Genomic DNA, 11,990 nt, shown 5'->3' on the forward strand with positions numbered 1-11,990 from the left:
GCGATCAAGACCACGGTCCCGAAGGCCAAGGAACTGCGTCGCGTCGTCGAGCCGCTGATCACGCTCGCGAAAGAAGCGACGCTGGCGAACCGCCGCCTCGCCTTCGACCGCACCCGCGATCGCGACATCGTCACCAAGCTCTTCAATGAACTCGGCCCTCGTTACAAGGCGCGCCCGGGCGGCTACACCCGCATCCTGAAAATGGGTTACCGCGTGGGCGACAACGCGCCGATGGCGTTTGTCGAATTGGTGGACCGCCCTGAAGTGGCTGAAGAAGCCGCTGCCGACAAGGCTGAGTAAGACAGAGCCTCACGAGGCTTTCTGCACAGAGGTCGGCGAGAGCTGGCCTTTTGCTTTTGTGCTCGGGACCAGTTGCAGCTGGCGATGCGAAGAGTTCATGGACTTGCATGGCCCTTGCCCCCACGCCAGCGTTGCCTATCAAGTGACGCGAGCGACCTTCTCTGCTATACTCTAAGGCTCAGTCGCGGGGTGGAGCAGTCTGGTAGCTCGTTGGGCTCATAACCCAAAGGTCGTTGGTTCAAATCCAGCCCCCGCAACCAAAATACAAGCAAAACGCCCGCTCTCCAGCGGGCGTTTTGCTTTGGTGGCACCGCATCAACTCTGCTGCAACCGTGCCACCAAAGCGCGCAACTCCGGGTCCTCCAGCACTGGGCTTGTGGTGGCATCGATTTGTGCCTTCACCAAGCGCATCAGTGTTTCCTTGTGCGGCGTGAGTGGCCCGAAAAAGCGCGCTTCATGGCCTGCCGCAATCAACAGGGTCGGAAAGTTTTCCACCTCGATTGGGTCCACGCGCTCAGCTTCGTCTTCGATGTCGACCCAAATGAACCGCAGGTCGGGAAAACTCTCAGCGATCTGATCGAAGGTGGTGCGGTATTCGCGACAGCTGCCGCACCACTGGGCACACAGGCAGGCCACGAGCAGCGGGGGGTGCATTTGGGGCTTGACCATAGCGGCTGATCATCTCAAACCTCGGCAAGCCTTGCCGGGTGCCGGCGATCTGCGCATCGCTCGCCCGAGCGCCGCCGCTGTCTGACCAGATTGGAGGCTTTACCTCAGCGCTGCGGCGCTCGACTGGATCAGAATGCCTGGGATTTTCTCTTCGTAAAACGACAGGCGACCGTTCAGGTCGCGGTGCTCGTCATACGGGTCTTCGTAGCTCCACACCACATCGGTCAGCTTGGTCGCGTCGAGCTTCAGCGAGTAGTAGTGCGCCGTGCCTTTGAAGGGGCATTCGCTCGTGGTGCTGGAGCGCTCCAAAAGATTCATCGAGACATCGGCACGCGGGAAGTAGTAGCGCACGGGGTTCATGTCTTCTGTTACGCGTATGACGTCAATCGACGAGGCCACCACCTTGCCATTGATCGTGACTTGCATGGGCTGCCCCACCTGCTGTTCTCGCACTTCATGGTCGGGGAATTTTTGATGCCCGGGGGATTTGCCCATCGTGACTCCTTCATTTGCAACGTGCGCGAATTGCCAGCAATCGGTGTGCCCCGCGGGCCATTGGCACATTGCGCCTTGAACGGGTGTCATCACCCCGATTTGTGTAGACCTTGCTGCGTGTTGGCGCCTGGGGATATGCTGGATCAAGCCATCGGCCCCGCCCCCTGTGCCAGCCGCTCATGCCTCTTCAAGACTTCCACCCTGCCGTCGGTAACTGGTTCCGGCAAACCTTCCCCGCGCCCACGCAGGCGCAGGCCGCCGCTTGGCCCGCCATCCGCGCTGGACGGCACACGCTCGTGGCGGCGCCGACGGGTTCTGGCAAGACACTGACAGCCTTTCTCGCAGCGCTCGACGGCTTGGTGCGCCAGGGTTTGCGGCCGGAGGGCCTGCCTGACGAAACGGTGGTGGTGTATGTCTCGCCGCTGAAGGCGCTCTCCAACGACATACGCCTCAACCTCGAAGCACCGCTGGCTGGCATCCGCGCCCAGCTCGCAGCGTTGGGCCTGCCCGAGGTCGATATACGCAGCGCGGTGCGCACCGGTGATACACCGCAAAAAGAGCGCCAACAGGCGCTGCGCAAACCACCGCACATTTTGGTGACGACGCCTGAGTCGCTCTACATCTTGCTGGGCTCCGCGTCGGGTCGCAACATGCTGAGCACGGTGCGCGCGGTCATCGTCGACGAGATCCATGCCATTGCGGCCAGCAAGCGTGGCAGCCACCTCTCTCTCACGCTGGAGCGGCTGCAAAACCTGAGCGCCCACAAGCTGACGCGCATCGGTTTGTCGGCTACCCAAAAGCCGATCCAAGAAATGGCGCGCCTTCTCGTGGGCAGTGCGGCCATCGCCGACAACGGCCGCGCCGATTGCGAAATCATCGACATCGGCTACGCCAAGCAGCGCGATTTGGCGCTGAGCGTGCCGCCTACACCGCTGGGCACGGTGATGTCGAACGATCAGTGGGCGCAGGTCTACGCGCAAATCACCGAGCTGGTGAGTACGCACCGCACCACGCTGGTCTTCGTCAACACACGTCGCATGGCCGAGCGCGCCGCGCGCCATCTGGCTGAGCTGCTGGGCAAGGAATTTGTGGCGACCCATCACGGCAGCCTGGCCAAGGAAGCGCGGCTTGAAGCCGAGCAGCGCCTGAAGCGTGGCGAGCTCAAGGTGCTGGTGGCTACCGCCTCGCTTGAGTTGGGCTTGGACATAGGCGATGTCGACCTCGTGTGCCAGCTCGGTTCGCCACGCGGCATTGCCACTTTCCTGCAGCGCGCTGGGCGATCGGGCCATGCGGTGGGTGGCGTGCCAAAGGCACGTTTGTTTCCGCAGTCGCGTGACGAACTAGTGGAGTGCGCTGCCGTGCTCGACTGCGTGCGCCGCGGCGAGCTCGACGCCCTGCAGGTGCTGCCTGCACCGCTAGACGTGCTGGCCCAGCAAATCGTGGCCGAGGTCGCCACACGCGAGTGGGGCGAAGACGAGCTCTTCGCGCTGGTGCGCCGTGCCTGGCCGTATGCGCAGCTCAAGCGCGAAGACTTCAACGCCGTGCTGCGCATGCTGGCCGATGGCTTCAGCACTCGCAACGGCCAGCGTGGCGCCTACGTGCATCGTGACGCCGTGCACCACCGCCTGCGCGAGCGCAAAGGCGCGCGCCTCACCGCGCTGACCTCGGGCGGGGCCATTCCCGAGACGGCCGACTACACCGTGCTGCTTGAGCCGCAGGCCGAGAAGATCGGTACCGTGCACGAAGACTTCGCCGTCGAGAGCCTTGCCGGTGATGTGTTCCAGCTCGGCAACACCAGCTACCGCATCCTGCGCATCGAGCCCGGCCGCGTGCGGGTGGAAGACGCGCGCGGCGCAGCACCCAGCATCCCGTTTTGGATAGGCGAAGCGCCGGGCCGCAGCGACGAGCTCTCGGTCGGTGTCTCGCGCCTGCGCCGCGAGTTGGGCGAGCTCATCGCCTCGCAAGGCGCCGACGCAGCTGTAGCCTGGCTCGTTCGCCACATCAGCCTGGAGGGCGAGGCTGCGCGACAGCTGGTCGACTACCTCGCCCGCACGCTGCAGGCGTTGGGCGCGCTGCCCACGCAGCAGTGCATCGTGATGGAACGCTTCTTCGACGAATCGGGCGGCATGCAGCTGGTGGTTCACTCGCCGCACGGCAGCCGGCTTAACCGCGCGTGGGGCTTGGCTTTGCGCAAGCGCTTTTGCCGACAGTTCAACTTCGAGCTGCAGGCGGCGGCAACCGAAGATGCCATCGTGCTGTCGCTGTCCACCAGCCACAGTTTTCCGCTAGCCGAGGTGGCGCGCTACCTGCACAGCAACACTGCGCTCGGCGTGTTGGTGCAGGCCCTGCTCGATGCACCCCTGTTCGGTGTGCGCTGGCGCTGGAACGCCACCACCTCGCTGGCTCTGCCGCGCTTCACCGGCGGGCGCAAGGTCGCACCGCAACTGCAGCGCATGAAGTCTGAAGACCTGTTGGCCTCGGTCTTTCCCGACCAAGTGGCGTGTGCCGAAAACATCGTGGGTGAGCGCGAAGTGCCCGAGCACCCGCTGATCGCTCAGACCATGTACGACTGCCTCTACGACGCCATGGATGCCGACGGCTGGTTGCAGCTGCTGCGCCGCATGGAGTCGGGCGAGGTGACCGTGCTCGCACGCGACCTGCCGGCCCCGTCGCCATTGGCTGCCGAGGCACTCAACGCGCGGCCCTATGCCTACCTCGATGACGCCCCCATCGAAGAGCGCCGCACGCAGGCTGTGCAGAACCGCCGTTACACCGACCCCGAAAGCGCTGACGACCTGGGCAAGCTCGATGCCGACGCGATTGCCGGCGTGCGCGAAGAGGCCTGGCCGCGTGTGCGCAGTGCCGATGAGATGCACGAAGCGCTGAGCGGGCTGGGGGTCATCACGCAAGACGAGGCCACAAGCAATGACGATTGGTTGCGGTGGCTCGATGAGTTGGCGCGAGTGGGCCGCATCACACGTTTAACTTCTATTCGCACCGAGCCTGTCGAAGTGCCCGAGGGGGCTTCGAGAAGCTCAGCCCGAACGGAGAAGGGCGACCTGTGGGTCGTTGCCGAGCGGTTGATGCAAATGCGGGTGCTGTACCCGAACGCTTCAATGCAGCCGACCATCCAAGCCCCCGCCGAGTACACGCACGTGCCAAGCCGTGACGATGCCATGCGTGAGCTGCTGCGCGCTCGCATGAGCGGGCTGGGGCCCGTCACCGTCGGCGAGCTTGCGCTCCAGCTCCAGCTGCCCGTGCCCGAGATCGACATGGCCTTGCTCGCGCTGCAAAGCGAAGGCACGGTGATGCAGGGGCGCTTCACGCCCACGGCCACCGGCACCGAGTGGTGCGAGCGCCACCTGCTCGCGCGCATACACCGCTACACGCTCAAGCGCTTGCGCCGCGAGATCGAGCCAGTCGAGCCGCGCGATTTCGTGCGCTTTCTTTTCGACTGGCAGCACGTGAGCGCGGACTGTCGCGTGAGCGGCCCCGAGGCCCTGGCTGGTTTGCTGTCGCAGCTCGAAGGCTTTGAGGCGCCCGCCGCGATGTGGGAGGCCGAGCTGCTGCCTGCGCGCGTGAAAGACTATTCCAGTGCCTGGCTGGACGACCTGTGCACCGCCGGCCGCACGCTGTGGACGCGCCTGCGCCCGCTTGCCACCGAAGGCCGCGCGAGTGGCGCGTCGCTGCGAGCCACGCCCATCTTGCTGCTGCCGCGGCGCAGCGCAGCCCTGTGGTCTCAGCTTGCGCCACCACCGGCGGAAGACGCTGGCCTCGGCTCCCGGGCCCAGCGCGCAGCGGCCTTCCTGGCCGAGCGCGGGGCATCGTTCTTCGACGAAATCGCGCAGGGCACGCGCCTGCTGCGCACCGAGCTCGAAGAAGCCCTGAGCGAGTTGGTGGTGCGCGGTCGCGTCAACTGCGACAGCTACGCCGGCTTGCGCGCACTGCTCGTGCCGGCGGCCAAGCGCGCAAGCAACCATTCGCGACAGCGGCGTCGCGTGGCCTTGTTTGGCATCGAAGACGCGGGCCGCTGGTCGCTGATCCGCCAAACCGTGCAGACTGCTGGCGAAGAGAACACCAGCGAGGCGCTCGAACACGTCGCCCGCACCTTGCTGCGCCGCTACGGTGTGGTGTCGTGGCGGCTGCTGGAGCGCGAGGCTGCCTGGTTGCCGCCGTGGCGTGAGTTGGTGCGCGTGTACCGGCGCCTCGAAGCGCGCGGCGAGATCCGCGGGGGCCGCTTCATCGCCGGTCTGTCGGGCGAGCAGTTTGCGTTGCCCGACGCCATCGTTCTGATGCGACAAGTGCGCCGCCAGCCTGGCGACGACGGCCTGGTGTGCCTGGCCGCCACAGACCCCGCCAACCTGCTGGGCACTGTGCTTCCCGGCACCAAGGTGCCGCGTGTAGCGGGCGCGCGCGTGCTCTACCGCGGCGGCCTGCCGATTGCCACCAGCGTGGCCGGGCAGGTGGAGCTGCTGGTGACGCTGAGCCCGCGCGATCAGCATGCCGTCACGCGAGCGCTGTCCCTGGACCCATCGCTGCGCTGGCAGGAAGCCTTTGGCGACGCGTCGCCTTCGCTGGCCTGAAAAGTCAGCGACTGCCGACGTGGGCAAATCACCGGCCCGTGACAGAGCCTCTTGGGTGCATAGGCCACGCCCCGGGGTAGAGCCTTTCGAGCGCGGCCTGCGCCGCCCGAGCCAGCACGGGCGCTAGCGCGGTACCGATGCGCTGGGCGTCTTCGGCGTTGTCGAATGAAGTGGAGCGCTGGGCCCAGATCGCGGCCAGGGCCTGCCGCTCGCCGGCGAGCACATCGTCGACCACGCTGACCCAATGCCCAGGTGCCTCGCCCTGCACCCACTGCCCGCGCCCACGGCCGAAGTGCGCAACCGCCAGGTAGCGTAGCAGCGTGGCCTGCACGAGGGGCGCCATGGCGGCGTCACTCCATGATGCAAACCCGGCACCGGTGCCTCGCACCACGTTGAGTGCACGCGCCACGCTGGCACCGCCCAGGGCGCCCAACACGCCCCCTGCCAGCATGCCGGCGCCCAGCGTAAGGCCACCGGCCATCAGGTCGGCCACCAGCCCGCTCAGCGCACCGCTCACCACACCACCCAGCACCGATGCGTGGCCTTCGGCTACCGGTGCGCGCACCTCCACCAGCGCAGCCACCCGCTCCAGGATGGCGCTCTGGACGCGGCCTTCCAGGCCGTGCAGCGCGAGCAAGCGCGACGTGCTGGTCTGCACCTCGCCATCCAGTGCTTCGATGAGAGCGCGTTCCGGTGCTGCCAGGTCGCGGCGGCGCAGCTTGCGCAGGCGCTCCATGAGGCCTGCACCGCCGTCCGGCAGGGGAATGCGGGCGGCCACGATGCGCCCGAGGCTCGTGGCCAGCTCATGCATTGCGGCGTCGAATGTGGCCAGCCGCTGGTGCGCCCACGCGACACGCAGGCGTTGCATGCGGGCATCGCCGGCCAGTGCGGCTTCGATCGCGCGGAACAAGCTGCCTTCCTGTACCCAGCAGCGTGCGAAGGCGTCCATAGGCAACACCTCGCGCACCAGAGTGAACGGCGCCGCGTGCGTGCGCCACTGCGTTACGTCGGCGGCCTCTTGCGCGGCCTCGCGGGGCGGACCCATCTGGTTGACGAGCACCAGCACTGGCTTGCCTATCCATTCGAGCAGCGTCATTTCCGACGCAACGTAGCCCGCGCTCACCGGGGACTCTGCGGCGTTGACGAGGTAGAGCACGACATCGCTTTCGTCGCGCACGTGACGCAAGGCCTGCTGGTTCGACCAGAACGGCCGGTCTCGCCAGCGGTCCCACACCTGGGTCAAAAACCACATCATCGGTATCGACTGCAGCTTGAGCCGGCGCACCAGGCGCACGCTGTCGCCGAAACCGGGCGTGTCCCACAGCTGCAGCTCGTCGCCCTCGGCGGTTTTCAGCAGCACATGCATCTCGGCGAACTCGGTCACGTGCGGTGCGTCGCGCACTTCGCCGATGTCACGCCCGAGCAGCGTGCGCGCCAGTGTGGTCTTGCCCACGTTCGTGTGCGACACGAGCGAAAGGCGAATCGGAGGGGTGGCGCTCACCAACACTCTTTCATGCCATCGCGGCCCTGAGCAGGCGCGCGCCTGCCTCAAGGTTGGGCGCGGCCAGGTCGGCGCAGACGATGCCCGCGCCATGCGCTTGCGCGAGGCGCTGCCAGGCCGCGCGGCGCTCTTGCAAGCGCTCGGGTGTTGAGGCGAAGCGGCTGCTGAACGCTGCCTCATCGACGATGGCGAGCACCGGCAAGGGCCCGGCCAGCGCGTCGAGTAGCCGCCCCTGCGCCTCGCCTTCTGGCGTGGCGCCCATATCGAACAGTGCCAGGCGCACCGTTGTACCCGCAGCGGCTGGCTGGGTTGCTGCCGATTCTTCATCGCCGTAGGCCACAGGCTGCGCGATGCGCACGTCGATCTCGTTGCCCCAATGGGTCACCAGCAACGTTCGCAGGCCCAGTGCCGCGTTGCCTGTAAGCGCTGCGCCATGTGGGCGAACGTCGAACAACGGGTGCCCGCCGGTGTGCTGCAGCCGCAGGCGGTCGAAGTAGGCGCCGTCCAGTGGCAGAGGGAAGCGCCGTGCGAGCCGCCAAGCCTGGGCGGCGGCCAGCGCTGCGAGCAGCAGGCGCGGCAGCACCACGAACAACATCAACGTGGCGGCGTAGAGATGAATCCATGGGGCTGCACTCGCCGTTGCGGCTGTGCTCGAGCCCAGGCGAAGCGGTGTGATGTCGGGCACTGCGATGCCGGTGGTGGCCGCGGCAGGGGCGAGCGCGAAATTCAGCACCATTTGCACGGTCGGCGCGTCAAGAAAAGTGCTTTGCCACCCTGCGCGGTAGTCAAGCACCAGTCCGCGCATGTACATGCCTGCAATCAGGCCGAGGGCGAGTGCGGCGGCAGCGAGGTGCAGCAGCAGCGCTGCCCGTGCCAGCGCGAGGCGCAGACTGGGTGGCGCCCACAGCGCACGCACATCGGCCGCCCCGCCTTCCCAGCAATGCGCCACCCAGCGCCGCAGGCGACCCGTGCGCCAGGGCACAAGCAGGCTCAGGTAGACCGCTAGGTTCCACGCCAGCACCGCCCACACGGGCGGGGCGAGCAGATCGACCCGACCCGGCGCCCCGATGTGGTCGGCGGCGAGGCCAAACGTGAATGCAACGAGCCCGGCCAGCAGCGGCCAGGCCAGGCGCCAGGCGCGACGGTCGAGCCAACGGCGGGCCGACACGTCGCGCGGCCCCAGGCGCTCGATCGCGTGGCGCGCGCGGGTGGCGATGAAGCGCTCGAAGGTCGCTTTGTCGCCAACATCCTGGCGCGCCGCGCGCGTGGCCCACGCGCGGTCGTCGTCTGTCCAGACGGCCGTGGCAACGCCACTTTCATGCGCACGCACCAGCACCACGCGACGGGCTTCTTCTTCGGTCATTGCGGGCACTGTAGCGCCCGGGAAAGGCGCTGTGGCGCGGGTGCTGCTGGTGGCTTGTGCGGGCCAACCCTTGAGGGGCTCAGGCGGCCTTCAGCAGCAGGGCAGCGGCGCTCAGTTGTGTGCGCTCGCGCAGCACCTCGGTGGCCACATGGATCGCGAAGTGCAGGGCGCGGTCGGGGTCGTCCCAGGCGTAGCCGCCCGACATGTTGAGGTCGCGAAACACCTCGACCGCCTCATCTACCCCCCGCACCTGCATCACCACCGCCGCGGCGGTGTAGTCGCCCTCGGAGGTTTCGATGGCTTGTGCGTATATCGTGAAGTCGCCTTCATCGCGCTGGTCGAAGTGCATGTGATGCTCCATGTCGGCTGGCAGAGGCGGCACTGTCTCGCAAAGCGTTGCAATTGGAAATCAGCCAAAGGGGTGACACCCGAAGGAGGGTCTGCGGCGTGGGGCTCTGGCCACGCCGACTGGCCCTTCGCTACATCACACGCCCGTCTGCGTGATGAACTTGCTGTTGAGGTAGGCGTTGATGGCGTCGCTGCCGCCTTCGGTGCCGTAGCCTGAATCTTTGATGCCACCGAACGGCACTTCGGGCAAGGCCAGGCCGAAGTGGTTGATCGACACCATGCCGCTCTCGATGGCAGCACCGATGGCCGAGGCGGTCTTGAGCGACTTGGTGAAGGCGTAGGCCGCCAGCCCGAAGGGCAGGCGGTTTGATTCGGCCACCACTTCATCGAAGCTCGAAAACTTCATCAGCGGTGCGATGGGGCCGAAGGGCTCTTCGTTGAGAATGCGCGCGCTTGCCGGCAGGTCGGTCAGCACCGTGGGCTCGAAGAAATAGCCCTCAGTGCCTATGCGCTTGCCCCCGAGTGCGAGCTTGGCGCCCTTGCCCACGGCGTCGTCGACAAACATCTGCATCGCTTCCACACGGCGGCTGTTGGCCAGTGGGCCCATGCGGGTTTCCTTTTGCAGGCCGTCACCCACCTTGATGCTCGATGCAGCGGCGATGAAGCCGTCGACGAACTTGTCGTAAACCGATTCATGCACCAGAAAGCGTGTGGGCGATACGCACACCTGGCCGGCGTTGCGAAACTTGGCGCTGGCGAGCATCTTGGCGGCCACTGCCACGTCGGCGTCTTCGAACACGATGGCCGGTGCGTGGCCGCCCAGCTCCATGGTGATGCGCTTCATGTGCTGGCCGGCGAGTGCCGCCAGCTTCTTGCCCACCGGCGTGGAGCCCGTGAAAGTGATTTTGCGCACGATGGGGTGCGGGATCAAATACTCGGAAATCTCTGAAGGCACGCCAAACACCAGGTTGATCACGCCGGCCGGCACACCGGCATCGGCATACGCGCGGATCAGCGCGGCGCAGCTGGCCGGTGTTTCCTCAGGCCCCTTCAGAATCACTGCGCAACCCGCGGCGAGCGCGGCCGAGACCTTGCGCACCGCCTGATTGATTGGGAAGTTCCAAGGGGTGAACGCCGCCACCACGCCTACGGGTTCCTTGATTACCAGTTGGCTCACGCCGTCTACACGCGGCGGCACGATCTGGCCGTAAGTGCGGCGCGCCTCTTCGGCAAACCAGTCGATCAGGTCGCCGGCCGAAAGCGCTTCGCCTTTGGCTTCTGCAAGCGGCTTGCCTTGCTCCAGCGTCATCAGCTCGGCGATCTCGCCGGCACGTTCGCGCATCAGGTCGGCTGCGCGGCGCAAGACCTTGTAGCGCTCGAATGCCGAGACGGCGCGCCATTGTCTGAAGCCCTTGTCAGCCGCGGCGAGTGCGCGGTCGAGGTCGGCGGTGCTGGCGTGCGCCAAGCGGGCCAGGGCCTTGCCGGTGGCAGGGTTGATGATGGGCTCGCTCTTGCCGCTGCTGCCGGCTGTCCATACGCCGTCGATGAAGAGGGAGACATCTGTGTACATGAGGGGTCCTTGCTGAACGCGGGGAAGGCCTGCGAGCGCAGTGCCAAAGCGAACATTCTGCTGGCGATTCGCCAGCAGTGCAGAGCCCGGGCCTATCCGCTGTGCAGAACGCCGCGGAAGTCACGCGTGGCGCGTGCGCCAGGCGGCATTGCTACCGCGCCGGGACGGGTGTGCCGGTGCGCCGCGTGGCCGGCGCTGGTGCGGTGTCGGGAGCGGGTGCTGCGGGTGTCGGCGTGGCCGGCACCTCTTGCCAGGGCGATGCGCACGAGCTGACGTAGGGGTAGTACATCTGCGCCTCGCGGCAGTAATACCAGGTATTCGCTTGTTGCGTCACGCTGGGTTGCACCACCAAAGGCTCGGCCGGGGCCTCTTGCACGATGATGGGCCGCTCGACCACATAGGGGTAGCCATAGCCGTAGCCATATGGCATGCCACCCCACCACAGCGGGCCGCCCACCCACAGGCCGAAATGCACGCGGCCACGCGGGTGGGCATCTGCCGCTGCCGTGGCGGCGAGGCCCAAGGTAAGCACCGCCGCGATGCCCAGAATGTGCAGGCCGGCTCTGATGCGCTTGTTCATGTTCATCTCCTCAAGAAGGTTCAGCGCGCTGGCGGCGGCGGCTGTATGCCCGCCGGCGGGCGGGGCGGTGCGGGAGGCACTGGAGCAGGTGCCGTGCGGTAGCCGGCGTATTGGGTGCCGGGCACCTGGTTGCCCTTGGCGTACATGCATTGCTGGTAGGCGATGTCGTAGCGGCGTTGGGTGCTGTAGGAGCTGCGGTTTCCGTTGTCAGAGCCGATGGCTGCACCGGTGACGCCGCCGAAGGCAGCGCCCACACCAGCCGCGCTGTGCCCGCCGGCCATGGCGCCGACCGCGGCACCAAACAGAGCACCCGCGACGGCCCCGCCGGCAGCACCTTGCGCCGAGGCCTCGGTGTTGCCCGAACCGGACGAGCTGACCGCCCAGTCGCGACACAGGCGGTCATCGGCCACGAAGACTTCAAAGGGTTTGTTGGGGCCGGGCATCACCGTCACGGTGGGGCCTGTGGGCATCTGGGCGCAGCCCGCGAGGGCCAGCAAGCCGAGCACTGCGGCACCCGCTGTCTTCCACTCGAATGAAGCACTCATCGCGTTAACCTCGATAGGGGATTCAGGCACAACGAT

At 66.7% G+C, this 11,990-nt stretch carries 10 protein-coding genes and 1 tRNA gene; 3 read left to right on the plus strand and 8 right to left on the minus strand.

All coding sequences use genetic code 11. The features are described 5' to 3' along the window. Positions 1-300 (plus strand): 50S ribosomal protein L17 (gene rplQ / locus AC30QB_RS16670; protein ID WP_489547371.1); only part of this gene is annotated, 300 nt, incomplete at its 5' end. Positions 301-483: 183 nt separating this feature from the next. After that, a tRNA-Met gene (locus AC30QB_RS16675) sits at positions 484-560 on the plus strand. 55 nt (positions 561-615) lie between these two features. Here the strand turns inward: AC30QB_RS16675 and AC30QB_RS16680 are convergent. Together AC30QB_RS16680 and AC30QB_RS16685 are read right to left on the minus strand one after the other, a co-directional pair. After that, positions 616-954 carry a thioredoxin family protein gene (locus AC30QB_RS16680; RefSeq protein ID WP_489547372.1) on the minus strand — a complete coding sequence of 113 codons (339 nt, stop codon included), beginning with the start codon at positions 952-954 and terminating at the stop codon, positions 616-618. A gap of 114 nt (positions 955-1,068) precedes the next feature. Further along, entirely contained in the window at positions 1,069-1,464 is a 396-nt protein-coding gene (locus AC30QB_RS16685) for a DUF427 domain-containing protein (protein WP_489547373.1), read from the minus strand. Between the two features lie 179 nt (positions 1,465-1,643). Between AC30QB_RS16685 and AC30QB_RS16690 the strand changes: the two genes are divergently transcribed. Then, entirely contained in the window at positions 1,644-6,047 is a 4,404-nt protein-coding gene (locus AC30QB_RS16690; RefSeq protein WP_489547374.1) for a DEAD/DEAH box helicase, read from the plus strand. Positions 6,048-6,075: 28 nt separating this feature from the next. Here AC30QB_RS16690 and AC30QB_RS16695 read toward each other — a convergent pair whose 3' ends face one another. From AC30QB_RS16695 to AC30QB_RS16720, 6 genes are all read right to left on the minus strand, one after another. Then, the gene (locus AC30QB_RS16695) at positions 6,076-7,548 is read right to left on the minus strand and encodes a GTPase domain-containing protein (protein WP_489547375.1); all 1,473 of its coding nucleotides are present in this window, start codon (positions 7,546-7,548) and stop codon (positions 6,076-6,078) included. A gap of 10 nt (positions 7,549-7,558) precedes the next feature. Next, positions 7,559-8,911 carry a DUF2868 domain-containing protein gene (locus AC30QB_RS16700; RefSeq protein ID WP_489547376.1) on the minus strand — a complete coding sequence of 451 codons (1,353 nt, stop codon included), beginning with the start codon at positions 8,909-8,911 and terminating at the stop codon, positions 7,559-7,561. 79 nt (positions 8,912-8,990) lie between these two features. After that, on the minus strand, positions 8,991-9,260 hold the full coding sequence (locus AC30QB_RS16705; protein ID WP_489547377.1) for a hypothetical protein: 270 nt from the start codon (positions 9,258-9,260) through the stop codon (positions 8,991-8,993). Between the two features lie 135 nt (positions 9,261-9,395). Then, positions 9,396-10,829 (minus strand): NAD-dependent succinate-semialdehyde dehydrogenase, encoded by a 1,434-nt coding sequence (locus tag AC30QB_RS16710; protein WP_489547378.1) that lies wholly within the window; start codon positions 10,827-10,829, stop codon positions 9,396-9,398. Positions 10,830-10,980: 151 nt separating this feature from the next. Then, positions 10,981-11,409 carry a hypothetical protein gene (locus AC30QB_RS16715; protein ID WP_489547379.1) on the minus strand — a complete coding sequence of 143 codons (429 nt, stop codon included), beginning with the start codon at positions 11,407-11,409 and terminating at the stop codon, positions 10,981-10,983. 20 nt (positions 11,410-11,429) lie between these two features. Further along, positions 11,430-11,954, minus strand: a complete 525-nt coding sequence (locus AC30QB_RS16720; RefSeq protein WP_489547380.1) for a YMGG-like glycine zipper-containing protein — start codon at positions 11,952-11,954, stop codon at positions 11,430-11,432. Between the last annotated feature and the right edge of the window lie 36 nt (positions 11,955-11,990).

The organism is Rhizobacter sp. (assembly GCF_046595475.1).
Classification (GTDB): domain Bacteria; phylum Pseudomonadota; class Gammaproteobacteria; order Burkholderiales; family Burkholderiaceae_C; genus Rhizobacter.

Excerpts from the sequence above, each read along its gene's own strand:
- AC30QB_RS16690 (WP_489547374.1), top strand. The coding sequence starts at position 1,644 with ATGCCTCTTCAAGACTTCCACCCTGCCGTCGGTAACTGGTTCCGGCAA.
- AC30QB_RS16720 (WP_489547380.1), bottom strand. The coding sequence starts at position 11,954 with ATGAGTGCTTCATTCGAGTGGAAGACAGCGGGTGCCGCAGTGCTCGGC.
- AC30QB_RS16710 (WP_489547378.1), bottom strand. The coding sequence starts at position 10,829 with ATGTACACAGATGTCTCCCTCTTCATCGACGGCGTATGGACAGCCGGC.
- AC30QB_RS16705 (WP_489547377.1), bottom strand. The coding sequence starts at position 9,260 with ATGCACTTCGACCAGCGCGATGAAGGCGACTTCACGATATACGCACAA.
- AC30QB_RS16685 (WP_489547373.1), bottom strand. The coding sequence starts at position 1,464 with ATGGGCAAATCCCCCGGGCATCAAAAATTCCCCGACCATGAAGTGCGA.
- AC30QB_RS16700 (WP_489547376.1), bottom strand. The coding sequence starts at position 8,911 with ATGACCGAAGAAGAAGCCCGTCGCGTGGTGCTGGTGCGTGCGCATGAA.
- AC30QB_RS16680 (WP_489547372.1), bottom strand. The coding sequence starts at position 954 with ATGCACCCCCCGCTGCTCGTGGCCTGCCTGTGTGCCCAGTGGTGCGGC.
- AC30QB_RS16715 (WP_489547379.1), bottom strand. The coding sequence starts at position 11,409 with ATGAACAAGCGCATCAGAGCCGGCCTGCACATTCTGGGCATCGCGGCG.